Origin of the sequence: Labrenzia sp. PHM005, assembly GCF_006517275.1 — a bacterium.
Taxonomy (GTDB): domain Bacteria; phylum Pseudomonadota; class Alphaproteobacteria; order Rhizobiales; family Stappiaceae; genus Roseibium.
The window spans coordinates 549878-575096 of the sequence record NZ_CP041191.1 but is presented as its reverse complement, the minus strand read 5'-3'; the positions used below and the strand labels follow the sequence as shown (position 1 = coordinate 575096).

Here is a 25219-nt window from a genome sequence, read left to right as displayed (position 1 = left end):
TTTTGGGCGGAGCTAAAAGACACTCAGGCTGCGCCAACGGGAGGAAGTAACACGATGCGCAAGTTCACCACTCTGCTGGCGGGCGCCCTTATGTCCGCGACCGCTTTGACCGCGGCCAATGCTGCTGACATTGTTGTTGGCGTCAGCTGGTCAAACTTCCAGGAAGAGCGCTGGAAAACTGATGAGGCTGCAATCAAGGGTGCTCTGGAGGCTGCAGGCGCTTCCTACATCTCCGCCGATGCACAAAGCTCGTCTGCAAAACAGCTGTCTGATGTTGAAGCCTTGATCGCACAGGGTGCCAACGCTCTGATCATTCTGGCTCAAGACGCTCAAGCGATCGGCCCAGCTGTTCAGGCTGCCGCTGACGAAGGCATTCCGGTTGTCGGTTACGACCGTTTGATCGACGACAATCGTGCGTTTTATCTGACGTTTGACAACGTCGAAGTTGGCCGCATGCAGGCACGCGCTGTTCTGGCTGCTCAGCCGAAGGGCAACTACGTCATGATCAAAGGGTCCCCAACGGATCCGAACGCGGACTTCCTGCGTGGCGGTCAGCAGGAAATCCTGCAGGCTGCAATTGATGGCGGTGATATCAAGATTGTTGGTGAAGCCTACACCGATGGCTGGTTGCCAGCGAATGCTCAGCGCAACATGGAACAGATCCTGACCGCGAACGACAACAAGGTTGATGCTGTTGTGGCCTCCAACGACGGCACCGCCGGTGGTGTTGTTGCCGCTCTAACGGCCCAGGGCATGGAAGGCACGCCTGTGTCCGGTCAGGATGGCGATCATGCCGCGCTGAACCGCGTTGCCCGTGGCACCCAGACCGTATCCGTCTGGAAAGACGCCCGCGATCTCGGCAAAGCAGCCGGGGAAATCGCTGTAGCGCTCGCTAAAGGCGGTGACATGTCCTCCGTGGACGGTGCAAACGCCTGGACCTCTCCAGGTGGTACAGAGCTGACCGCAAAGTTCCTGGCACCGCTTCCGGTCACGCAAGACAACCTGACGGCTGTCGTCGATGCGGGCTGGATTTCCAAGGAAGATCTCTGCCAGGGCGTCGAAAACGGCCCTGCACCTTGTAACTAAACACCTTCAAAAACGCGCGGCCCGGGACCTTTTCCGGGCCGCCCGACAGGGACGCCGGAACGGCTGAATCCCCGGGGGCAGGCCACCCGGCTCGTAAAAGCAAATGGTCTCCAAGCAGGAGTAACCTCAATGTCCGATACGGCACTGTCCGGCTCAAAAAGCCCGGCAGCACGAAACTTCTTTACCGCGTTGCAGCTCGACACGCGCCTTCTGGGGATGATCGGGGCGTTCATCGTCCTGTGTCTGGTCTTCAATGTGTTTACTGATGGCCGGTTTCTGACCCCGCGCAACATCTTCAATCTGACGATCCAAACCGTATCTGTAGCCATCATGGCAACCGGCATGGTCTTTGTCATCGTCACCCGCCATATCGATCTGTCTGTGGGTTCGCTTCTGGCGACCGTCGCAGCTGTTATGGCAGTGGTACAGACGGATGTTCTGCCCCAATTCATGGGTCTTGGTCACTCGGGGATCTGGGTTCTCGCGATCCTGTCCGGCGTTGTGGTTGGATGTATCATCGGTGCATTCCAGGGCTGGATGATCGGGTATCTTGGAATCCCGGCCTTTATTGTCACTCTTGGCGGACTGCTGGTTTGGCGCAATGTCGCCTGGTTCATCACCAGCGGCCAGACAATTGGTCCGCTCGATGAAACCTTCACCATGATTGGTGGCATCGGCGGTACTATGGGTGAAACCGGGTCGTGGATCCTCGGCGTCCTCGCCGTTGGCGCAGTGCTTTGGCTGCAAGTTGCCTCGCGCCGGAGGAAATCCGCGCACGGCTTCCCGGTTAAGCCGATGTGGGCCGAGGTTGTTATGGCCGGTATCACAACGGTTTCCATTCTTGGCTTTGTTGCGATCCTGAACGCCTACGACATTCCGAAAGCCCGCTTGAAACGGATTTTCGAAGCCTCTGGAGAAACTCTGCCGGAAGGTCTGACCATGGGCTATGGCATTCCCTATTCAGTCCTGCTCTTGATTGTGATTGCCGTCATCATGACTGTCGTTGCACAACGGACCCGGCTGGGACGGTACATCTTCGCCACCGGCGGCAATCCGGACGCATCGGAACTCTCTGGTATCAACACACGGTTCCTGACCGTGAAGGTGTTCGCTATCATGGGCGGCCTCTGTGCGCTCGCTGCGGCCGTGGCCTCGGCCCGTCTTGGTTTTTCAACCAATGATATCGGCACACTCGATGAGCTTAGAGTAATCGCCGCCGCCGTAATTGGCGGCACCGCACTTGCCGGCGGCGTAGGCACCATTTATGGCGCGATCCTCGGGGCACTGATCATGCAATCCCTGCAATCGGGCATGGCCATGGTTGGCGTTGATGCGCCGCTGCAAAACATCGTGGTTGGCGTTGTGCTTGTACTCGCCGTCCTGGTTGACATCATCTACCGCAAACGTACGGGAGACTGAACATGACAACGCCTCTCGTTGAACTCAACGACATCTGCATTTCCTTTGGTGGGGTGCATGCTGTCGATCACGCCACGGTGGACTTGTTTCCAGGCGAAGTGGTCGGTCTGCTTGGCCACAACGGCGCCGGAAAATCGACGCTGATCAAGATCCTGTCCGGCGCCTATAAGGCCGACAGCGGCGAAATCCGGATCGACGGCAAAACCGTCAACATCCATTCGCCGCGCGATGCCCGCGCGCTCAATATCGAGACGATCTACCAGACGCTCGCTCTGGCGGACAATCTCGATGCAGCTTCAAACCTGTTCCTTGGCCGGGAATTGACTACCCCGCTCGGGTTTGTCGACGACGACGCCATGGAAGCGGAAACCCGGAAGATCATGGGCCGGCTCAACCCGAACTTCAAAAAGTTCAAGGCGCCAGTAAAGGCTCTGTCGGGTGGCCAGCGCCAATCGGTGGCGATCGCCAGAGCGGTTTACTTCAATGCCCGGATCCTGATCATGGATGAGCCGACAGCAGCCCTCGGCGTTCATGAAACCCAGATGGTGACTGACCTGATCCAGGAGCTCAAAAAACAGGGCCTCGGCATCTTCCTGATCGACCATGACATTCACCAGGTGAAAGCCATGTGCGACCGGGCGGCCGTGATGAAAAACGGCCAGGTTGTCGGTATCGTAGAGGTCGACAAGGTCAGCGAAGACGATCTTCTGGGCATGATCATTCTCGGCAAATGCCCTCCGGGCGCCATCCCGGGTCCGGGCGCGATCAATCCGGAGATCGCCGCCGCTTAAGTATAGAGCTTTGGCCGGAGAGTGAACCGCCTCCGGCCGGGGCAAAAAAATGCGTGCCAGTTCACCGCTGGCACATTCTTTTGAACTCAAATGAGGAACGCACCTCATGAACATTGGCCTTGATATTGGCACCAGCTCTGTCAAAGCGATCCTATTGGATGAAAATCAGGCATTGATTGCTTCTGCGACTGCGGATCTGACGGTGGAGCGCCCGCATCCCGGCTGGTCTGAACAAGATCCGGACAGTTGGTGGACGGCCTGCGAAACCGTTTTGGACAGCCTCAAGGATCAAGTGCCTAAGGAGCTTGCAGCCGTTAAGGGTATCGGCCTCTCCGGCCACATGCATGGGGCTACGCTGCTGGATGCGGCAGACAAGCCGCTCCGTCCCTGTATTCTCTGGAACGATGGCCGGTCGGCCAAGCAATGTGCAGATCTGGAAAAAGCTGAACCGAAGTTTCTAAGCCTTGGCGGCAATCGTGTGATGCCAGGGTTTACAGCACCGAAACTGCAGTGGGTGCGCGAGAATGAACCCGAGATCTTCGCCAGGACCGAAATGGTCTTGCTGCCGAAGGACTATGTGCGTTTTCGGCTGACTGGCATCTATGCTGGCGATATGTCCGACAGTGCCGGCACGTTGTGGCTTGATGTTGCCAAACGGGACTGGAGTGATGATCTTCTGGCCGCGACAGGCTTGTCCCGCGGCAACATGCCAAGACTTGTTGAGGGGTCGGAAGTTTCCGGTCAGGTCAAATCAGACCTTTGTGCCCGTTGGGGCTTTGACACCGCTCCTGTTGTCGCGGGCGGCGGTGGTGACAATGCTGCATCCGCTTGCGGCGTCGGGGCGGTCGAGCCCGGTTCCGGTTTTGTGTCGCTCGGCACCTCGGGGGTTCTCTTTGTCACCAACGACCGGTTCTCGCCCAATGTAGACAACGCTGTTCATGCCTTTTGCCATGCCGTCCCAAACACCTGGCATCAGATGGGGGTGATCCTGTCGGCGACCGATAGCCTGAATTGGCTTGCCGGCCGGCTGAAGGCGGCCCCTGGTGATCTGACAGCGGCGCTTGGTGCTGTATCCGGGCCTTCGAACGTATCTTTTCTGCCGTATCTTGGCGGTGAACGCACACCGCACAATGACGTTGCGATCCGCGCCGGTTTTGCCGGTATTTCGCATGAGACGGATGATGCAGAGCTAACCCATGCGGTCTTGGATGGTGTTGCTTTCGCCTTGAAGGACTGCCTCAGCGCCTTAAGCGCTGCAGGGACCAAGGTGGATCGTCTTCTGGCCGTCGGGGGCGGGTCCCGCTCACAAACTTGGCTGGAAATCATCGCCAGTCTTTTGGAAGTAACGATCGAAGTTCCGATCGACGGTGACTTTGGCGCTTCGCTGGGTGCTGCCCGGTTGGGACAAGCCGCTGCGCTTGGGTCAGCGGACGGGATTTTTTCCAAACCCGCCCTCAAAACGACCATTGATCCAAACCCCACCCTCATTCCCGCCTACGCCGATGCTTATCAGCGGTGGCGCAAGCTTTATCCGGCGCTCAAGCAAGCCGGTTTCTAAGGAGAAAATTCATGAGCACTGGTTTTTTCGGCGATTTGCAGCCGATCCAATTTGCCGGACCCGACAGCCGCGACCCGCTGACCTACCGCCACTACAACAAGGATGAAGTGGTCTTCGGCAAGCGCATGGAAGACCATCTGCGGTTTGCCGTTTGTTACTGGCATAACTTCTGCTGGCCGGGATCTGACCCCTTTGGCGGTGAGACCTTCAACCGCACTTGGATGGCAGCCAGCGGCGATCCGATGGAACAAGCAAAACTCAAAGCCGATGTTGCTTTCGAAATGTTCCAGATCCTCGGGATGCCGTTCTTCACTTTCCACGACCGCGATATTGCGCCGGAAGGCAAGACGCTGGCCGAAAGCAATGCGAATGTGAATGCCATTGCCGATATCTTTGCAAAGAAGATGGCTGATACTGGCGTGAAGCTTCTCTGGGGTACAGCGAACATGTTCTCCAACCGGCGCTACATGTCCGGGGCTGCGACCAATCCGAACCCGGATGTCTTTGCCTATGCGGCGGCTCAGGTGAAAAACGCCATGGACGTCACTTACCGCCTGCGCGGCGAGAACTATGTGCTTTGGGGCGGCCGAGAGGGCTATGAAACCCTGCTCAACACCAGCATCAAACAGGAACTGGACCAGCTGGGCCGGTTCTTGAACATGGTGGTGGAATATAAACACAAGATTGGCTTTAAGGGCGCCATCCTGATCGAACCGAAGCCGCAAGAACCTTCAAAACACCAATATGACTATGATGTTGCGACCGTCTACGGCTTCCTAAAGGCTTATGGTCTGGAACACGAAGTCAAGATGAACATCGAACAGGGCCATGCGATCCTCGCCGGTCATTCGTTTGAGCACGAGCTGCATATGGCCCGCTCGCTCGGCATTTTCGGCTCTGTCGACATGAACCGCAATGACTATCAATGCGGTTGGGACACCGATCATTTTGGTATGAATGTGCCGGAACTGGCACTGGCTTATTACGAGATCCTGATGGCCGGCGGCTTTACCTCCGGCGGCACCAACTTCGACGCCAAACTGCGCCGGCAATCACTCGACCCGGTCGATCTGATCCAGGCCCATGTCGGCTCGGCAGATGCTATTGCCCGCGGCCTGAAGGCAGCTGCCGAAATGATTGAAGATGGTCGCCTGAAAGGTTTTGTCGATGACCGCTATGCCGGTTGGCAAAAACCGGAAAACCAGGAAATCCTGAACGGTGGCGGTTCTTTGGAAACTTTAGCCGAGCGGGTGCACGCGAAAGATCTGGAACCGCAGCCGGTCTCCGGCAAACAGGAATATCTAGAAAGTCTGACGAACCTGTTTGTTTGATCTTTCTTCTTAGGAGTAGCTGTCCCGGCCTTGAGCCGGGACCGATGTCGTCGTGACCCCGGCTCAAGGCCGGGGTGGCAATTTGTGCTTTTATGGAAATGGCCAACGTCCGCGTTGACCCTGTGTGGCCGTTTCACTGCAACCTTCCTTGATCCGTTCTTGAATAGGATAGCGGTGCTTAAAGGCCGTCGAAAAACCGGCGCCCGTCGGGGTCGAGAAGATCATGCAGCCGGTTGGCTGTGGCTTGAGCAAAGCGGAGAGTGACCGCCTTTCGTGTGGCGGCCGCGACTTTGTGCTCGGGTGCTTCCCGCAGAATTTCAGCGCCAAACCCGTCTGAGACGATCAGGCCTGCCTCCTCTGGAAAAATGTCCAAAGGCACATCTGGATGGGTGGCAAAATAAAACCGGTCACAATGCTGCCGGTAGTCTGGCCATTTATGGTCGGCCCGAAAATCAGCCACCGAGGATTTGACCTCGATGATCCAAAGCTCGTGTTTTGGACCAAGCGCCAGAAGGTCGGCGCGCCGGGCTGATGCGAGTGTAACTTCGGCCGCACAGGCGAATTGGCGCTGGCGCATGAGCCGGGCCGCCCCGCGCCAGACCTTGATCGCGGTCTCCGATTGGCGGCCGTCTGCAAGCGGGTCATTCAGCTCAATTCGCCCGCTTGCCGAATGATTATCGGTTTTCATTCCTTTTTTGTTCCATTTTTGTTCGAAAAATGCAAGCTGGCATATCGCAGAAGTTGACGTCCGCCGAGAAATTGTCTCCATTTGGGTTTGCGGGACGCGTGAGGAACATGGGGCGGTCCCACTGGAGGGGAATTTCTATGAACCGGTGCATCTTGGGTGTGGTTATTCTTGCGCTCACGGCGGCGTTCTCAGCACCTGCGGTCGCGGGAAAGGGTGACCGGAAACTGTCGGTTCCCCGGTCGGCGCCGCTGCTAAAGGGCAAGACGCTGGATTTGCGGTTCGCAGAGTTTGCCCAAGGCATTTGGGTCCGGGATATGAGCAACTGCCCGGCACCCCGTATTGACCGCAATGCACCCGGATCAGCGATTGCGATCTATCGCGGCCTTTTGGAAACGCCGGGCCGGATTTGCCAGGTCTATGGTGCGGAGAAAGACAAGCTGAGAACCCAGCGCGCGGCGATCAATTGCCTGTTGAACGATGGCGGTGAGGCAATCGAATTGGTTACTGTGCAGCCGCGAGGCACGAACGGTCTGATGGTGCAGGAAGGCGAACGTCCGCCTGTGCATTTCCGCTTTTGTGAAGCGATCCAGCCGGTTCTTCAATCCGCGCAAAACATCCAAGATTAACCCTCTGGTCAATCAGATTTCAGGGCCTGCCCAGACATCTGACCGGGCCGGTTTTTTCGGCGTGTGCGATTCCGAGATATGGGCTGTCAGCGGGTCTAAGGTCACCAGCGCCTCATATTGGCTCAGGAAGACCTGGCCGGTCAGATGGTCCAGGAAGTCCGTTCTCTTGAGCCGGTCCATCACTGGGCCCTTAACTTCCGACAAGTGAAAAGAGACGCCGGAATCGGACAGGCGGTGGTTGATTTCTTCCAGGCTCTCCAGTGCACTGGCGTCGATCTCGTTGACCGCCGGGCACATCAGAACGACATGCTCAATGTCCGGCCGGTCGGCAACCAGCGCATAGATTTTGTCTTCAAGGAACCTTGTGTTGGCGAAAAACAGGCTTTCATCGACCCGGAGCGTCAGGACACGGTCACCGGTCACCACCTTGTGCCGGTCGATGTTGCGGAAGTGTTCGGTGCCCGGAACCACGCCTACGATTGCCATATGGGGCCGACTGTTGCGATAGAGGTATAGCGCAATTGAGAGGCCAACACCGGCAACAACCCCTTGTTCAACGCCGAAGAAGAGCGTGATCAGAATGGTAGCCGCCATCGCCGAAAAGTCGCTTTTTGAGTAGGCAAAAGTCCGTTTAACAGCGCCAAAATCCACCAAGGACAACACCGCAACGATGATCGTGGCGGCGAGTGTCGCCTGAGGCAAGTGGGTCAGCAGCGGCGTTAAAAACAATGTAGCGAGCGCAATACCGGCCGCCGTATAGGCTCCGGCCGCAGGGGTTGCCGCTCCCGCATCGAAATTCACCACGGAACGGGCGAACCCGCCGGTGACCGGATAGCCGCCGGACAGCGCAGAGGCGATGTTTGAGGTGCCAAGGCCGATCAGTTCCTGATCCGGTTCGATCCGCTGGCGCTTTTTTGCCGCCAAGGTTTGGGCAACGGACACAGATTCAACAAAACCGATTACCGAGATCAGCAGCGCCGGCCCGGCAAGCGCGAGCCAGAGCTCGCTGTCAAGACTCGGCAGTTGCGGGACGGGCAAGCCGGACGGGATATCGCCGACAACCCTCACGCCTTTCTCACTAAGTGAAAACACCGCCGAAGCCAGGGTTGTGACGGCAACAGCGGCCACCGGGCCCGCTTTGGTCAGGATGTCGGCAAGAAAGGGATTCAAACCCAAATCGAGCAGCAGTTTCTTCAGGCCCTTGCGTACCCAGAACAAAAAGGCCGTTGCGCTCGCGCCAATCACCAAAGTGATCCAGTTCACCGAATTCAAATTTGAAACGATGGATAACAGGATTTCGTAAAGCGTATGACCGTTCGCCGGAACACCGAGAATATGTTTCAGCTGGCTGGAGGCAATCAGCAAGCCGGACGCTGTGATGAAGCCGGAGATCACCGGATGGCTCAGGAGATTGGCCAGAAACCCGAGCCGGAAAAAGCCCATCACCATCAGCATGAGACCGGAGATGAAGGCGAGCGCAATGGCCGCACCCAGATATTCCGGTGTTCCTTGTTCGGCGAACTGACCAACGGCGGAGGCCGTCATCAGAGAGACCACGGCAACCGGTCCAACCGCCAGCGCCCGGCTGGTTCCGAAAAGCGCATAGGCCACAAGCGGTGCAATCGACGCATAAAGACCGACTTCCGGGGGCAGTCCCGCCAGCAAGGCATAAGCAAGCGATTGCGGAATGAGCATGATCGTTACGATAACAGCCGCAACCAGATCGCTGGTTGCGGTTTCTTTGTCATAGGTTTTTCCCCATTCAAGAATGGGGAAATAACGTTTCAGTCCGCTCATAAGGTTTGCCTGATGGTCGTGGGGGCTGCGCTTTGCAGCGTTGTTACAAGGGCGCAGTTAAAAAAAGAATCCGAGCCGGTTGCCCGGCTCGGAAGGGTGATGGGGCCACAGAACGCCGATCTGTGGTCCTATGGGGGCAAGGAGTCCCCCTAGGCTGCAGTGACTTTTTCCGGTTTCGCCATCCATTCTTTGCCGCGCAACATGGCGCGCCAATAAATGGGGGGCAGGATCCGTTCTTTTAAAAGCCATGCGGTCCGCGTTGGTTTGGTCCCGTCCACCAACCAACGTGGAAAGCTCGGCAACAGCGTTCCGCCATAGCCGAATTCTGCAAGGACGATTTTTCCGCGCTCCACAGTCAGCGGGCAGGAGCCGTAACCGTCGTACTGCGCAGTCGCACTATGCCCCTTGATATCGGACACAATGTTTTCTGCCACCACTGGAGCTTGTTTGCGCGCGGCCGCCGCCGTTTTGGCATTGGGCGCGTTCATCACATCTCCGAGCGACCAGATGTTGTCATATGTCTTGTGCCGCAAGGTTGCTTGATCCACGTCGACCCAGCCAGCCGCATCGGCCAGCGGCGAGACGCGAATGAAGTCCGGTGCCGATTGCGGCGGGGTCACGTGGATCATGTCGAACTCGACATCGACATGTAGCGGGTCTTTGTCCGGTTCCCGGATCTCGAACCGGGCCTTCTTGGCAGGTCCATCAACCGCGATGAGATTGTGGAAGTAGTTGAGGTTCGCACCGTAGCGGTCCACGTAATCCATCAACGCCGGGACATAATCTTTGACACCAAAAAGAACCCCGCCTGCGTTCATGAACTGAATGTCGATCTCACCGATCCGTCCGGATTTGGTCCAATGATCTGCAGACAAATACATCGCCTTTTGTGGTGCCCCGGCGCATTTGATCGGCATAGGCGGCTGGGTGAAGAGCGCTCTGCCGGATGTCATCTCGCGTACGAGCTTCCAGGTGTAAGGTGCAAGGTCGTAGCGGTAATTGGAGGTGACGCCGTTCTTGCCGAGCGTGTCGACCAGTCCTTCAATCCCGTGCCAATCGAGTTTCAACCCCGGGCAAACCACCAGGCGATCATATTTCACCACTCGGCAGCCATCCAGAACCACCGCATTGTCCTTCGGCTCAAAAGCCGCGACCGCCGACTTTAGCCAATGGACTCCGGAGGGGATCAGAGATCCCATGGTCTTGGCCGTGTCAGAAGCATCGAAGATACCGCCGCCGACCATCGTCCAGCCCGGCTGGTAATAATGGACGTCCGCAGGATCGATGACCGCGATATTGAGATCTGACTTGCGGGACAAAAGGCTCGAGGCAACTGAAATTCCTGCTGCCCCTCCGCCGACGATCACAACATTAAACCGCGCGTCTTCAGCGCTTTCAGTCGGCGTCCGGCCGCCGTTGGCAATACGGCGGACAACACCGGCCATGTCGTAGCCTGCGGATTTGGTTTTCGACAGGATCCCGGCAAGCGGAAGGGTTTCTGCCTGCGATAGCGACCAAAGCGTTGCGGACCGGGTTCCGGTCCGGCAATAGGCTAAAACTGGCTTTGGTAAGGCATTGAGAAGCGTGCCGAACGCGTCCGCATCTTCGTCGCGTACCTTGCCGGCCGTGATGGGCTGGTAACGGATTTCTAGGTCTAGTTTTTTGGCTGCAGTCTCGATTTCTTCAAAGGTCGGCTGGTCGGCAGCTTCGCCATCGGGCCGGTTGCAGATCACCGACCGATAGCCCTGTTGCGCAATGTCGGCCAGGTCTTCCGGCTTAATCTGGGCGCTAACCGAGACTTGCTTGTCGATTGCTGCAAGTTTCATCGCTGCCACCATCCTTGTCGTTTCAAGTCAGAGGCCGTTGACCGGCACTTTCAAGAAGGTCTTGCCGCTTTCATCGGCAGGCGGCAGCTTTCCGGCGCGCATGTTGACCTGCAAAGATGGGATGATCAGTTTGGGCATGTCGAGCTGCGCATCGCGTTCGGTGCGGAAGCGGACAAATTCGTCCCGTGACTTGCCGCCGCCCACATGAATGTTGTGGGCCTTTTCATCTCCGACACTGGTTTCCCAGGCGATGTCGCGACCGTTGGGGCCATAGTCGTGGCACATGAAGAGGCGCATGTCGTCTGGTAGAGACAAGACCTTTTGAATGGAATCGTAAAGCGTTCCGGCATCGCCGCCCGGGAAATCCGCCCGTGCCGATCCGCCATCGGGCATAAACAAGGTGTCTCCGGCAAAGGCGACATCCCCCATGACATGGACCATACAAGCTGGTGTATGCCCAGGCGTATACATGGCAAAGGCCGTCATCTCGCCGATCTGATAGGTATCACCGTCCTTGAACAGCATATCGAATTGGCTGCCGTCGCGTTGAAATTCTGTGCCTTCGTTGAAGACCTTGCCGAAGGTTTCCTGAATGACGGTGATCTTTTCGCCAATACCAAGTTTACCGCCGAGTTTTTCCTGAATATAGGGTGCGGCCGATAGATGGTCGGCGTGGACGTGGGTTTCGATCAACCACTCCACTTCCAAGCCGTTTTCCTGGATGTAGGATATGATTTCATCGGCGGAATCATAGGTAATCCGGCCGGCCGCATAGTCGATGTCCATGACGCTGTCGACCACGGCACAGGCATCCGATGAGGGATCCTTGACCACATAGCTGATGGTGTTGGTTGCCGGATCAAAAAAGGGTTTGACGACTGGAACAAGGGCCATATCGACCGGGTAATTCGAAGAACTCATAAGGGTCTCCCTGTGTCTGACAGGACCAAATATACAGTTAGGCAGGGGCTGATTTGTGGCGTTGACCAATGCTGATGATCCAGCGCGCGGTCAATATTCCAACAACGATTGCGCCCGCAGTCATCAATGGTTCACTCAGTCCAATGCCAAGGACAGGAACCAACCCGCCCGGGCAAAATCCGCTCATGCCCCATCCAATGCCAAAGATAGCCGATCCACCGATCAGTTTCATGTCCAGTTCTGTCCGGGTCGGAAGCGAGAATTGGGCAGCGAAAACTGGGGCCCCCATCCGGAAAACTAGCCGGTAACCAATCGCAGCAACAGACAAGGCGCCGCCCATGACAAAAGCAAGGCTTGGATCCCAGGTTCCTGCAATATCAAAGAAGTTGAGAACTTTGGCAGGATTGCCCATGCCGGACACCAAAATGCCGACACCAAATACGAGGCCAATGCCGAAAGCAGATATCAGTCGCAACATAATTAGCCTCCAAAAACGTGACGGATGAGGAACACGGTTATCCCACCGGTCGCCATAAAGGTCATGGTTGCGACGATGGACCGGGTGGACAGGCGGGACATGCCGCAAACACCGTGGCCACTGGTGCAACCGGATCCGAGTGTTGTGCCGACACCGGTCAGGAAACCGCCGGCCAGCAAGAGCGCCGGTGAGGAGGGGATACTGATTTGCGGCATCTGGCCGGTAATCCCGAGCAGAACCAGCGGGCTGGCCACCATGCCGGCGAGGAATGCCGCGCGCCAGGCCCAATCGGAGTTGATCTGCAGGCTGAGCAGCCCACCGACGATGCCGTTGATACCAGCGATGCGACCATGCATCATCATCAGGGCCACGGCTGCAAGGCCGATCAGAAGGCCGCCACCAAAACTGAGAACAGGCGTAAATTCAGTCATTGAAATCCTCACAATGTTATTTTCGAATATATGAATATAAGGCTTGAAGCGCAAGAGGGATTTGCGCCCCATCTGTGAGAAAATTAGTTTAGATTAAAAGTAGGTAGCCATACCGTTAAGCAGTTCGCAGATGAGTACCAAAGATAAATTTAATCAAGCACTTGAGTAGAAAGAAGTACAGTCCCGAATTAGCATTCATTCAAATTCGGGCTGTTGACGTGCAAAGGTTTTAGTTGCCTGTCTGTGACGCCAAACCTGGTTGCTCAGGCCTGCGCGCCAGAACCACCGGGGTGCCGCCGGGCCTTTGACGGACAACGGCACCTGGCACAAGCCGGGCAGGATTGTTGTCAGCGTCCGGAAGGTCGCGATCTGTCTTGGGCCCGGAGAACTCACCCATAGGTCGCAGAATGTCTTCATGGACGACACTTCCAACATAAAGTGGTTCAAGTGTGCCACCTTCCATGATTTCGAACCGGCTCGGCCAGAGGCGTAAGACCCACCGCCCGCCTTTCGCAGTTTTCGGATCATTGCGGATCAGCACGAGTGCCGGCTGACGCCCGTTCTGACTGCGCGGAAGGATCGGCAGCGAGTCTGGCGGAGTTTCGCCTTCGACAAATCCGCCGGCGGTGGAAAGTGACCATTTCGGCGGACGCACCCATCCGTCCTTTTCGACCAATCCGGCAAAGTCCGAGAGCGACCCGGCATATTGGATCACCAGCGGCTCTTCAGCATCGCCGTTCAACCCGATCCGCTGTGCAGGCAGGCTTCGCCACGTGGTCTGGCGCCAATCGGCTGCTTGCAGGATTTCTTTATGGACTTGAGGCGCGTAGGTCACCAGAGCCGCATCAAATGAACGATGGACGTGCCAGCCGCCGAACCCGGCAAGCACGGCACAAACGATTCCTGCAACAGTCAGCCGGCCGATCTTTTCGTTATGAATGGGACCAAAAACGAAGGCGAAGGCGGAAACAATTGCAGTTCCGAACAAAAGGCCAGCCAGAACATCCGACATCCAGTGGGCGCCAAGATAGATCCTGGAAAAGCCGATCGCGATCACATAGGTGACGGTAACCGAGAATATGGCAGCTTTAGCCCAGCGGCTCCGCTCATGGGCAATTAGAACCGCACAGATGCCAAACAGGACCGCGTTTAGTGTCGCGTGTCCACTTGGAAAGCTGTAGGCATCGGCGCCGGTATAGAGTTCCATTGGCCGCGAGCGGTGCAGCATGAGCTTGAGAAGCGGAACGAAGATTGCTGTGCCTGCAATGGCAATGACAAAACCGATGCCCCGGCGCCAGGCTTTTTTGGCAAACAGATAAAGCGCAACAGCAACTGCGACCGCGGTGACGACGACGCCGTCCCCGAGCGTTGTCATGAAAACCATGATCTTGTCGCCAAGCGGTGTGCGCAAGCTGTCGAACAGATTGAGGATCGCAAGATCGGCCCGCACCATCGGCTCGTTTGGTGCCACTTCGCCGATCAGCCAGAAAAAGGCTGGCATCGAGACCAGCAAAATGATCGTGGAGGCCAGCATACCAGTTGAGCGCGGATGGGCTGGGTCAAAATTATGCCCGATCCATTGTGAGATCCGATCCGGCCGCCGTGAGAACCAGCGAGCGATTGCCGCATGCGCATTCGGAAACAAGGGAAGGATGATCAGGATCAGCCACCGGCCCAGCATGACGCTGAGAAAGACGATGAACAGCAGCGCACCCAGTACCAACGCAAGCCTGACGCTGATTTGGCTAATGGCATGAAGTGCCGATCCGGCAATAACTCCGGGCGCTATGTGAGCGATGCTCCAGGCGACGGCAGACGTCACATTCACCACTGAAAAGCGGGTGAAATTCATGCCGACCATGCCGGCGATACCGGGAACCACGGATTTTACACCAGGAACGAAACGGCCGATGAACACGCTCTTGCCACCGTGCCGTTTGAAGAATTCTTCGCCGCTTTCGATCATGCTTCGGTATTTATAGAGCGGCCAAATGTTTTTGATCGTGTCCTTGAACTTCCAGCCGATCCAATAAGAGACTGCGTCGCCGGCGGTTGCGCCTAGGGTTGTCCAAATAAGCAGTGGCATCAGCTCGAGTTTGCCGAGGCCGACAAGCGTACCGGCTCCGACGAGGACGACGGTGGTCGGCACAAACAAGCCTATGAGGAACAAAGCCTCCCCCATTGCCGCCAGGAAACAAATCAGTCCGGCCAAAGACGGATTGTCGGCGATGAAAGTCAGGACGGGATCAAGAAAGTCTGTCACGAAAGTCCATCGGTCTGAAAATGCTCAATGGCATAGATGCTCGAATAGGGCGAGGCCGCGAATTTGGCTTCGGCATGATTTCATATATGTGCTGTTTGCATCCTCCAACAGGGATTTTTCTTTTTCCGGCCACATAAGGTGCGCTTGGACGCGTCGAAGTGTGGTTTTTTCGTGAATGCTGTTTCAAGATGTCCTCAGATTACCCGGAATTGGAGGGCTGGATGTTTGAATCAGCGCGCATGCCGCAAAAGATGACCAAAAAGTCCTTTAAGAAATTGGAACCGGAAATTCGCGAAGCTCTACTGGCGGCTCAACTCCCAGTCATTGAAAAGAAACAATTTTCCACGCTCATCTTGGTCGACGGTCTCGATGGTGCGGGAAAGGGTGAAGCGGTGGCCCGGCTTTATGGCTGGATGGATGCGCGCCATCTGGTCTGTAACGCCTACGGAGACCCCATGGACGAAGCGCGGTTGCGCCCGCCGCTCTGGCGCTACTGGCGGGATCTGCCGGCAAAAGGGGATACAGCGATTGTCTTCGGCAGCTGGTATCAGTCGGTTTTGCGCGACAGAATCTACAAGAAGATCGATGAGGATGCGTTTGAAAAGGCGCTTGTCCGGATACGTCGATTTGAAGAGATGCTGGCAAATGAAGATGTGTTGATCCTGAAATTTTGGTTTGTTCTACCCAAAGACGTTCAAAAAGACCGCTTGAAGAAAATTGAAAAGAAAAATGCTGCCCGGCATGTGCTTGCCGATTGGGCGGCGGTTAAGCACCACAAGAAAGCCAGTGAGACAGGTGAAAAAATCATCCTGGAAACCAGCATGGGGTTTGCGCCCTGGTTTGTGATCCCATCGCAAGATCCGGAATACCGGGATGCGGCGCTGGGGCAAACGGTCGCCCGGTCGATGACACTTAAGCTCGAAGATGGGGAGCCAACTTCTGTCGCCGCCCCGCCGGTCGTTGGGGGGCTTAAGCGGGAAACAGCGGTTGATGCGATCGATCTGACCGAGACGCTGGAAAAAAAGGAATACGAAGAGCTTCGGGATCGGTATCAGGCAAAACTCTCGGAGCTGTCTGACCGCAAATCCATGTCCAAAACGGGCGTTGTTTTGGTGTTTCAGGGAAACGATGCCGCCGGCAAGGGCGGCGCGATCCGGCGGGTGATCCGGCCGCTTGATCCGCGCATCTACAAGGTTCATCCAATTTCCGCCCCCACGGACGAAGAAAAGGCACGGCCTTATCTGTGGCGGTTTTGGCGGCGCTTACCGCGAAAGGGCCATTTCGCGATTTTCGACCGGTCCTGGTATGAGCGGGTGCTGGTTGAGCGGGTCGAGGGTTTTGCCGGACACGACGACTGGCTGCGCGCCTACAACGAAATCAATGAGTTCGAACAGGAACTCACCGACTTCGGTTACCTCGTCTGCAAATTCTGGCTGGCGATTTCCGAAGAAGAGCAGCTCAAGCGTTTCAAAGCGCGTGAGGAGACTGCATACAAGCAACACAAGATCACCGACGAAGATTGGCGCAACCGGCTGAAATGGGACCAATATGCCATTGCAGCCGGGGATATGGTTGACCGGACATCAACCCATTATGCCCCTTGGACGCTTGTTTCGTCGGAAAACAAAAAACATGCACGGATCAAGGTACTAAGGACGATTTGCGACCGGCTGGAAGAGCGGCTCTGACATCCGGCGGGCAGGCGCTTTACAACGCCCCGCCGAGATAGTCGATCGCGGCTTGAACGCCGCCCTTGCCATGCGCAATGCCAAGCTTTGCCATCCCTAGTTCGATGGTGGACAGTGTGCCAAGCAGCATCACCGCGTTGACATGTCCCATATGGGCGATGCGGATGCCTTGATCTTCCAGTTCGCCAATCGTGCCGCCAATGGTGACCCCGCAGACTTCCTGGGTGAAGGTTCTGAGCGGCTCCGGCTTGCTGTCCGTTAATCGAACCACGGTCACGCTGTTCGACCGGTTGCGTGGATCTTCGATGTTGAATTCCAGGCCTCCGCCTTTAGCCCACTCGGTGACTGCAGCTCTGGTCGCATCAGCCAGCAGAGCATGGCGCTGCCAAACCTGTTCGAGCCCTTCTTCGAATACGATCTCCAATGCTTTGCGGAATGCAAAAAGCATGTGTTCTGGAGGTGTGCCGCAATATTTCTGGTAGTGCACGGGCCCTTGGCGGAAGGTCCAGTCGAAATAATTTGTGCGAAGATCGGCCGTTTCATGGGCTTTGTCGGCTTTCGGGCCAGCGGCGACAAAAGAAAGCCCTGGCGGGGACATTAATCCCTTCTGCGACCCTGTCAGGGCGACATCGACGCCCCATTCGTCCATCTCAAAAGGCATGCATCCCAGAGACGCGATGGTGTCGACCATGAAGAGAGCGGGGTGACTGGCAGCGTCGATCGCCTTGCGTAATGCGGCGATGTCGTTCCATACGCCCGAGGCCGTGTCCACCTGGACCACCAGAACAGCTTTGATTTCGTGGTTTGTGTCCTGCCGAAGACGCTCTTCCAGTTTTACCGGATCGACCGCTGCCTGCCAGCTTCCAGGCATCACTTCGACATTCAGATTTAGAAGTTTGGATGCTTCGCCCCATCCTGCAGCAAACAGACCAGAATGGAGAACAAGGATCTTGTCGCCCCTGTTTAGGGTGTTGGTCAGTGCTGCATCCCAGGCACCATGGCCGTTTGCGGCATAAATGTAGGTCTTGCCGTCTGTGCGGAACAGCTTTTTGAGGCCGGACAAGCAATAATCCGTCGTCTCCAGCAAGGGGCCTTCATAGATATCAATTGCTGGCCGGTGCATGGCCCGCAAAACTTCGTCCGGAACATTGGTGGGTCCCGGAATCATCAAAAATTCCTTGCCATAACGAAGCGGCATGGCGGTGTCCTCATGTGATTAGGGCTGTGCCCTTACGGAGCTGAAAGTAATGCAGCCACGCGGGCCGGGTAGGTTTCGTGCAACATCGCGCGCTGATCAGCGCCGGTCAAGAGGACTTTGTCAGGCCGATGGATGTTTGCCTCCAACGTCGATAATTGCCATCTTTGTGATCGATTGGCCTGATTGCCAGTTGCGACGATATGTGCGTATTTTGTCGATAATGAATAATTTGTTGTATTTAATAAAAGATCCCCGGTGGCTCTCCTCGTGAGAAGACCTCGCGGGCACAGCGGCTCGAAATTGTCTTGTTTCCGCAAAGGAAATTATCCAAGGTAACGACACGTCGGGATCGTCAATTAGGCGGTGCAGCATGATTTTGATAGATGAGGGGCAGAGTCCACTTGTTTTATGCCTGCCACACAGCGGGACGGAGATTCCTGCTGTTGTTGAACGCCGGTTAAATGCGACCGGGCGGCTGCAGACGGATGTCTCCTGGCGCCTTGAAGATGTCATGCGTTTCAGTCCGGACCTTGACGCAACCGTCGTTAGATCAACCGTGTCGCGGTATGTCATCGATCTCGACCGCGACCCGGAAACACCACTGAATGTATCTGAAGATCCGGCCTCCGCATTATGTCCTGTCACAACGCTGGACGGAAAGCGGCTCTATCTAGAGGGGGAGGAGCCGGGAGAAACAGAAGTCGAACAACGTGTGTTGCTGTTTTCAACGCCCTTCCTGAAGGCTCTGCGCCAACAGGTGGACAGGCTTCTCAAACTTCACCACAAGGTTATTGTGCTGGATTGTCAGTCGATGCGCTCAACGATCAAGGGGGTGACTGACAAAGGTTTGCCGGTGATCAGCGTTGGCAGCATGGATGGCACTTCGTGCGATCCGGATCTGCGCAATTTGCTGGTCGGCTCTTTCAAAAGCCAGAAGGGCTATACGGTTGGCGTTGACGAGATGGTGAAGGGTGGATTTTTGACCCAGTCCTTTGGGCGGCCGGACCTGGGTCTTCATGCGTTGACGTTGTTGTTTGCCCAGCGGGCCTATCTGCGGCACGAATCACCACCGTTTGAACCGGACAAAACCCGCATCCAGAGGCTAAGCGCGTTCCTTGAGGACTGTTTTTCCAGGGCGGTCGACTGGGCAGAGATGAAAGGTGAGGCTCTTCGATCGGCTGATGGGTCGGCGGTAGGTGAGGATTTAGAAACGGAAACGTCCCCAGCCGATGAAATGACTGTCGCCGAGCCGGAAAGTGACGGTTTTGATGAAGTATTAGATGGTGCTTCTGAAGAGGCGGAGAGTGATGATGGACAAGGCTCGAAGTCGGCTCTGCAAGTAGCGGAATGAATTCGATTTCAAATAGATAAGTAAGAATATTCACGATCCTACTTTTTGCTTCTCCATATTCACCAATTCTTCCATAATTTCATTTAGCCGGTTTGTCCGCTGCCAATCTGTGACCTTGGTGTCAAAACTGTCTAGGACTCGTTTTTGATCTTCGAATTTATTCGAAACCATCAATGGAAACCTATGACCACCATCTACTGTTAGATCAAGAATCTCCAATTCTATCTCCAAATCAAGTTTAGCTCTGATGACTTCTAATACTGGAAGGGCATGAATCACAATGTCTACACGATTCAAGTTAAGTTGTTGAATACAATGCTCTATTGTTGGTGCGACTGAATACTTGATATCTCTTTTTCCATAAAACTCTTTGGCCCACCCATTCCCGAGAACATCGCAAAAGCGGTAATGTTTCAGGGCGCTCAGGTCCTCATCAAACAGGCTTATGTCTGCCAGTTCGCTGCCCTGACGAACAATTGGTTGAAAAGGAATTTGGATCGCAATTTCGGCGCTTCGCGCAGAATGTGACAAACGCTTTGTGGTGGGCGTGGCCACCATCGCGTCGACCTTCCCCTGGCGAAACAAATGCTGCGCCCGTTCCCACGGAAGTCCATGATGAACAACTTCAACGATATTGTTTCCGGTAAATATTTTGCCCATCAAACGCGGTAGAATCCCATCGACCTCTCCGCCGACTCCGTATGATATGGGTGGCCAATCGGCAGCATAAACAATTGAAAATTTGCTCTTTTCTTGGGAATAGACATTTGAAGGCAGAAGTACAGATGTCGCGATCCCAAACACAAAGGCGCCCAGAGTTGCGCCGGTCAAATATTGTGGCCGCAATATCGAATTAGTACTTAGCCCAAAAAACACCCAAGCTCTCCTCATTGCGAGAAATCTCAATGAACACAAAAAATTACTCTTAGGTGAATTCGGTTCGAAAACCAGACTGACGAGACAGTTTCAACTGAATACTATCACGGAAGCTGACTTGCTGCCTAAAACCCGCCGAGCAAGACTCTCACCAGACCTATTTCTGTCTTCTGCACTGGGCTAGAGCGCGAACATTGTTGGAGCAGCCAAGCTTCGTCTACCTGACGAGGCCTTAAAGGCAGCCTGCCTTCATTTAAAAATCAAAACAATTTCGGAATTCAATTGCCGATCTATTTCGCTTTGGGGCAAAGCGAAAATGGCCTTGTGTAACTTGCGCCTAGACCACGTTCTTCTCGATGATCGGCTGGTCAGCGGCCAATCGCTCGATAGATAAAGGCGTCAGATCAAGGGTCTGATAGCTGCCGGCTGCAATCAGTTCGGCGAGGCCGCGGCCGACGGCTGGCGATTGCTGTAACCCGTGACCAGAAAATCCGAGTGCCAGATAAAACCCGTCGATATCCGGGACAGTGCCCAGGAAAGCATTGTGATCAAAAAGGTTCATGTCATAGGTTCCGGCCCAAGCCGCACCGGGCTTGATCGCTTCAAAGGCCGGAACGCGCGTAGCCAGAACCGGCCAGATGTGCTCTTCAAATAGACCGTAATCGACGTCAAAATCGGAGCAGTCCGGATCCTGATCTTCCGGTGGCGCAGAGCCGCAGATATAGCCGGTTCCTTCAGGACGCACATAGGTGCCGGTCGGATCGATCAAAAGCGGCACCCGCTCAAGCTGATCGCGGCATTCGAAGGTAAAGACACAGCGTTTTTTGGCCACGATGGGCACGTCGATCCCAGCCTGACGGCAAATTTCGGCGCCCCCAGACGCACCCGCACAGTTGACTACAACAGGAGTGCTGATGGTGGACCCGTCGGGCAGATGGACCGTCCAATCGCTGTTCGATGTGCGTTCAACACCTGCTTTTCCGGACACATAGTCAACACCAAGAGAACGGGCCTTTTTGCGGAAGGCCTGCATCAGGCCGTAACCATCGAACCAGCCCTCGCCCGTGATCCCGTGGCAGCCGGCGGTTAGATCGTCCGTGTTCAACCAAGGGAATTTCTCGGATAGTCCGGCCGCGTCATAAAACCCGATATTCGCGCCAAGCTCCTGCTGAAGCTTATGATTTTCCTCAAGGATGGACAGTTTGTCCGGCGTCGCCAGAAACAGATAGCCGCCTTCATGAAGATCGATGGCGGGCTGGTCGCCATCAACGGCGAGTGCAGCGCCGATCTCGCGCAGAAAGCGGATGCCATAGAGCGAAATTTCGATGTTGATTGCGCTGGAAAATTGCTGGCGGATGGAGGCCGCAGACCGGGCGGACGCACAGATCTCGTAAGTTGGGTCGGCTTCGACGACGACGATCCGTCCGGAAAAATCATCGCGCTGGGCGAGATGGCACGCCACAGACGAGCCCATCACGGCTCCGCCAATAATCACGGCATCCGCAGTTTGGTTTGCCATTTGGCCCCCGAGAAAAATGAAGCGGGCTGAGTAGCCCGCTTCTCAAGGAAGAAAAATCTTAGAAAAATGCCTGCAAGCCGGTCTGGGCACGGCCGAGGATCAGGGCATGAACATCGTGCGTGCCCTCGTAGGTGTTGACCGTTTCCAGGTTCTGGGCATGGCGCATGACATGGTATTCCTCGGAAATTCCGTTGCCGCCATGCATGTCGCGGGCTTGACGGGCAATGTCCAGGGCCTTGCCACAGTTGTTGCGCTTGATGATGGAGATCATTTCTGGCGCCATCTGACCAGCGTCGAACAGCTGACCAACTCGCAGCGCGGCCTGAAGGCCTAGAGAGATTTCAGTCTGCATGTCGGCCAGTTTTTTCTGAAACAGCTGGGTTTGTGCCAGTGGGCGGCCGAACTGTTCGCGGTCGAGGCCGTATTGGCGAGCCCGGGTCCAGCAGTCTTCCGCAGCACCCATGGAACCCCAGGCGATACCGTAGCGGGCGCGGTTGAGGCAGCCAAACGGGCCTTTCAGGCCGGACACATTCGGTAAGAGGGCATCTTCGCCGACTTCGACGTTGTCCATGACGATTTCGCCGGTGATCGAGGCACGAAGGGAGAGTTTGCCGCCAACTTTCGGTGCGCTGAGGCCTTTCATGCCTTTTTCAAGGACAAAACCGCGGATGGCGCCATCATGGGCTTCGGATTTCGCCCAGACCACAAAGACATCCGCAATCGGAGAATTGGAGATCCACATTTTCGAACCGGTGAGCTTGTAGCCGCCGTCGATTTTTTCTGCACGGGTGCGCATGCCGGCCGGGTCAGATCCTGCGTCCGGCTCGGTCAAGCCAAAGCAGCCGACAAATTCACCACTGGCCAGTTTCGGTAGGTACTTTTTGCGTTGCTCTTCCGAGCCATAGGCGTAGATCGGATACATGACGAGAGAGGACTGGACGCTCATCATGGAGCGGTAGCCGCTGTCGACCCTTTCAACTTCACGTGCCACCAGGCCATAGGCAACATAGGACGCACCAGCACCGCCATATTCTTCCGGAAGGGTAACGCCAAGCAGGCCCAGTTCGCCCATTTCATTGAAGATTTCCCGGTCGGTCTTTTCTTCGCGGTAAGCTTCAATGACACGTGGCAGAAGCTTGTCCTGCGCATAGGCGTGCGCAGTATCCATGATCAGCTGCTCGTCTTCCTTCAGCTGATCGCGCAGGCGGAACGGGTCCTGCCAATTGAAGGTGCCGCCGCCAGCAGGGGACGATTTTACATTTGCCGGTGCATTCATAATGGATCTCCCGGGCCGCGAATATGCCGGCCGCTATCGTTCGAAGGGCACCCTTAGTTGGGCAGGTCATTCTATTTCCGGCAAAAATACCCAAAATTCATTTGCAGAAAAGCGAAACCTTCTCCATCATTCATGACGAAATGGAATGAAGTGAAGGAAAGAGAGATGAAGCGGGCTTTTGTGCCGCCGGCCGATACGCTGATCGCATTTGAATGTGCGGCCAGGCACTTGAGCTTCACCCGTGCGGCAGAAGAACTGCATCTGACGCAAGGGGCTGTCTCGAAACAGGTGCGTCATCTGGAAGACCGGCTAGGTGTGGAGCTGTTCCGCCGGGTGCGTCAACGCATTGTCTTGACCGATGCGGGGCGTCTTTATCTTCATGATATTCGGGGTGCTTTGGAGCAAATGACAGCGGCGACGCGCCAGGTCATGTCTTATGCCGGCAGTGCGGACGTGCTCAATCTTGCGGTTTTACCAACCTTCGGTACGCGTTGGCTGGCGCCAAGGATTGCTGACTTCGCCCGCCGATATCCGGATGCTGGATTAAATCTCAGTGTACGTTTGCAGCCGTTTGACTTTGACGAAGAACCCTTCGACGGGGCAATTCACCATGGTGATCCGGTTTGGGCCGGCGCAATTGCAGAAAAGCTGTTTGATGAGGAAGTCATTCCGGTGGCGTCCCGGGCTTTCCGAGACCGGCACAATATCCGTACACCAAAAGACTTAACGCGTGTCCCGCGCCTGCAGTTGGCGACCCGGCCTTTGGCCTGGCGGCAATGGTTCGACAGCGCGGGCGTAGAAACGGACACAGCCTTTCAAGGTGCCCGATTCGAACAATTCGTCATGATCACGGAAGCGGCGATCCACCATGCCGGTGCTGCCTTGATCCCGCGGTTTTTCATTGAACAGGAACTGGCCTCTGGCCGTTTGGTGCGCCTGTTCGATATCGCACCCGGCCATGAGACAGCCTATTTCTTTGTCTATCCGGAAGGCCGGACCATGCGACCGGTTGTGGCCGCCTTCCGCAAATGGCTGGCGGAAGAGGCGAGATCGGCCCGCACGGATCGCGAAACCATGTTGCCTGGATAATTTCCTTGAACCTTAGGAGATCAGTTTGAACAAACGTCACCTGCGCCTCATCCTCAACGGCAAATCCGCAGGGCGGGTTGATGTCCGCTCTGCCGTCGAAGCGGTTCGGGCCATGGGCCATGAAGTCTCTGTCCGGGTGACGTATGAGGCCGGAGACACGGAAAGGTTTGCAGCAGAGGCATTGCGGGAGCATCAGGAGGCAAAAATCGACGTCCTGGTGAGTGCTGGCGGAGACGGCACGATCCATGAAGTGGTTGATGGTGTGTTGGGTCAGTTGCCGGGCAATGAGGTTCCACCCTTTGCTTTTGCAGTTTTGCCGCTCGGAACGGCCAACGACTTTGCCCGGCACATCCGGCTAGACCCGGCCGATATCATGTCGTGTTTACGTTTTGCCGCCCGGGCGACGCCAAAGCCGACCGATATCGGCACTGTGAATGGCCGGGTGTTTGTAAATATGGCAACCGGCGGCTTTGGCACCAAGGTGACCTCACAAACCGATCCCAAACTGAAGAAAATGTTTGGCGGGGCAGCCTATCTCTTCACAGGGCTGCACCGGTTTTCAGAATTGGCCGCCTCCGCTGGGCGCATTGAAGCCGAAGGGTTTCAATGGGAAGGCGCGTTTCTGGCGCTTGCTATTGGCAATGGCCGCCGCGCGGGAGGCGGGATCCGCTTGTGCCCCAAAGCCAAATTGGACGATGGTTTGCTGGACTTGACCATCCTGCCGATGCCCGACCGGGGAAAAGTCTCGGAATTGCTTGCGGTCTTATTCGAGGGCGATCCAGCACGCCTTCAGGACATTGCGATCATGCGCCGGGTGCGGTCGGTGACGATTGAGACGCGCGACGAGATCCAGATGAACCTTGACGGTGAACCACTCCATGAAACTCGTCTTGCAATCGAAACCCATCCGGCCCGGATCAATCTCATTCGCTAAGCCGACCTCGACCGCTGCTAGCGCAGTTGAACTGCATTTCAACTCGATCCTTAGTAGAATTATCAGGCGCCTC

General features: G+C 55.9%; 21 protein-coding genes. 10 read left to right on the top strand and 11 right to left on the bottom strand.

Translation table 11 applies throughout. The features are described from left to right. Positions 1-54 precede the first annotated feature (54 nt). The 5 genes from xylF to xylA all read left to right on the top strand — a co-directional run bounded on the left by xylF (position 55) and on the right by xylA (position 6185). Positions 55-1086, top strand: a complete 1032-nt coding sequence (xylF, locus tag FJ695_RS02700; protein ID WP_141184007.1) for a D-xylose ABC transporter substrate-binding protein — start codon at positions 55-57, stop codon at positions 1084-1086. A 129-nt stretch (positions 1087-1215) separates the two neighbouring features. Then, positions 1216-2505: a sugar ABC transporter permease gene (locus FJ695_RS02695; RefSeq protein ID WP_141184006.1), complete on the top strand. Its 1290-nt coding sequence runs from the start codon at positions 1216-1218 to the stop codon at positions 2503-2505. 2 nt (positions 2506-2507) lie between these two features. Further along, positions 2508-3296 carry an ATP-binding cassette domain-containing protein gene (locus tag FJ695_RS02690; protein WP_141184005.1) on the top strand — a complete coding sequence of 263 codons (789 nt, stop codon included), beginning with the start codon at positions 2508-2510 and terminating at the stop codon, positions 3294-3296. Between the two features lie 106 nt (positions 3297-3402). Next, complete coding sequence (gene xylB / locus FJ695_RS02685; RefSeq protein WP_141184004.1) at positions 3403-4854, top strand: xylulokinase; 1452 nt, start codon at positions 3403-3405, stop codon at positions 4852-4854. Between the two features lie 11 nt (positions 4855-4865). After that, positions 4866-6185: a xylose isomerase gene (xylA, locus tag FJ695_RS02680; protein WP_141184003.1), complete on the top strand. Its 1320-nt coding sequence runs from the start codon at positions 4866-4868 to the stop codon at positions 6183-6185. Positions 6186-6363: 178 nt separating this feature from the next. On the opposite strand, the gene FJ695_RS02675 is transcribed toward xylA, so the two are convergent. Further along, positions 6364-6873: an MmcB family DNA repair protein gene (locus tag FJ695_RS02675; RefSeq protein WP_141184002.1), complete on the bottom strand. Its 510-nt coding sequence runs from the start codon at positions 6871-6873 to the stop codon at positions 6364-6366. Positions 6874-7010: 137 nt separating this feature from the next. On the opposite strand from FJ695_RS02675, the gene FJ695_RS02670 reads away from it, so the two are divergent. Further along, positions 7011-7499 (top strand): hypothetical protein, encoded by a 489-nt coding sequence (locus FJ695_RS02670; protein ID WP_141184001.1) that lies wholly within the window; start codon positions 7011-7013, stop codon positions 7497-7499. A 12-nt stretch (positions 7500-7511) separates the two neighbouring features. Here FJ695_RS02670 and FJ695_RS02665 read toward each other — a convergent pair whose 3' ends face one another. The 6 genes from FJ695_RS02665 to FJ695_RS02640 form a co-directional block, all read right to left on the bottom strand. Beyond that, positions 7512-9296, bottom strand: a complete 1785-nt coding sequence (locus tag FJ695_RS02665; protein ID WP_141184000.1) for a SulP family inorganic anion transporter — start codon at positions 9294-9296, stop codon at positions 7512-7514. A gap of 149 nt (positions 9297-9445) precedes the next feature. Further along, positions 9446-11122 carry a bifunctional protein tyrosine phosphatase family protein/NAD(P)/FAD-dependent oxidoreductase gene (locus FJ695_RS02660; RefSeq protein WP_141183999.1) on the bottom strand — a complete coding sequence of 559 codons (1677 nt, stop codon included), beginning with the start codon at positions 11120-11122 and terminating at the stop codon, positions 9446-9448. Between the two features lie 27 nt (positions 11123-11149). Continuing rightward, entirely contained in the window at positions 11150-12043 is an 894-nt protein-coding gene (locus FJ695_RS02655; protein ID WP_141183998.1) for an MBL fold metallo-hydrolase, read from the bottom strand. 37 nt (positions 12044-12080) lie between these two features. Further along, positions 12081-12521: a DUF6691 family protein gene (locus FJ695_RS02650; protein WP_141183997.1), complete on the bottom strand. Its 441-nt coding sequence runs from the start codon at positions 12519-12521 to the stop codon at positions 12081-12083. 2 nt (positions 12522-12523) lie between these two features. Then, positions 12524-12952: a YeeE/YedE family protein gene (locus tag FJ695_RS02645; RefSeq protein ID WP_168206241.1), complete on the bottom strand. Its 429-nt coding sequence runs from the start codon at positions 12950-12952 to the stop codon at positions 12524-12526. A gap of 229 nt (positions 12953-13181) precedes the next feature. After that, a complete protein-coding gene (locus FJ695_RS02640) occupies positions 13182-15215 on the bottom strand; it encodes a bifunctional DedA family/phosphatase PAP2 family protein (RefSeq protein ID WP_141183995.1) in 2034 nt (677 codons plus the stop codon). Positions 15216-15436: 221 nt separating this feature from the next. On the opposite strand from FJ695_RS02640, the gene pap reads away from it, so the two are divergent. Continuing rightward, complete coding sequence (gene pap / locus FJ695_RS02635; protein ID WP_168206240.1) at positions 15437-16903, top strand: polyphosphate:AMP phosphotransferase; 1467 nt, start codon at positions 15437-15439, stop codon at positions 16901-16903. Between the two features lie 19 nt (positions 16904-16922). Here the strand turns inward: pap and FJ695_RS02630 are convergent, their stop codons facing one another. Beyond that, positions 16923-18101, bottom strand: a complete 1179-nt coding sequence (locus FJ695_RS02630) for an alanine--glyoxylate aminotransferase family protein (protein ID WP_141183994.1) — start codon at positions 18099-18101, stop codon at positions 16923-16925. Between the two features lie 370 nt (positions 18102-18471). On the opposite strand from FJ695_RS02630, the gene FJ695_RS02625 reads away from it, so the two are divergent. Continuing rightward, positions 18472-19452 (top strand): N-formylglutamate amidohydrolase, encoded by a 981-nt coding sequence (locus FJ695_RS02625; RefSeq protein WP_141183993.1) that lies wholly within the window; start codon positions 18472-18474, stop codon positions 19450-19452. Positions 19453-19482: 30 nt separating this feature from the next. Here the strand turns inward: FJ695_RS02625 and FJ695_RS02620 are convergent, their stop codons facing one another. The 3 genes from FJ695_RS02620 to FJ695_RS02610 all read right to left on the bottom strand — a co-directional run bounded on the left by FJ695_RS02620 (position 19483) and on the right by FJ695_RS02610 (position 23123). Beyond that, positions 19483-20328 (bottom strand): ABC transporter substrate-binding protein, encoded by an 846-nt coding sequence (locus FJ695_RS02620; RefSeq protein WP_168206239.1) that lies wholly within the window; start codon positions 20326-20328, stop codon positions 19483-19485. Positions 20329-20665: 337 nt separating this feature from the next. Beyond that, positions 20666-21847, bottom strand: a complete 1182-nt coding sequence (locus tag FJ695_RS02615) for an FAD-binding oxidoreductase (RefSeq protein WP_141183991.1) — start codon at positions 21845-21847, stop codon at positions 20666-20668. Positions 21848-21905: 58 nt separating this feature from the next. Next, entirely contained in the window at positions 21906-23123 is a 1218-nt protein-coding gene (locus tag FJ695_RS02610; protein ID WP_141183990.1) for an acyl-CoA dehydrogenase, read from the bottom strand. 165 nt (positions 23124-23288) lie between these two features. Here FJ695_RS02610 and gcvA point away from each other — a divergent pair, with 165 nt between their 5' ends. Both gcvA and yegS read left to right on the top strand, forming a co-directional pair. Next, on the top strand, positions 23289-24212 hold the full coding sequence (gcvA, locus tag FJ695_RS02605) for a transcriptional regulator GcvA (RefSeq protein ID WP_141183989.1): 924 nt from the start codon (positions 23289-23291) through the stop codon (positions 24210-24212). Between the two features lie 25 nt (positions 24213-24237). Continuing rightward, positions 24238-25146, top strand: coding sequence for a lipid kinase YegS (gene yegS / locus FJ695_RS02600; RefSeq protein WP_141183988.1), 909 nt, complete (start codon positions 24238-24240; stop codon positions 25144-25146). The last annotated feature ends 73 nt before the right edge of the window (positions 25147-25219 follow it).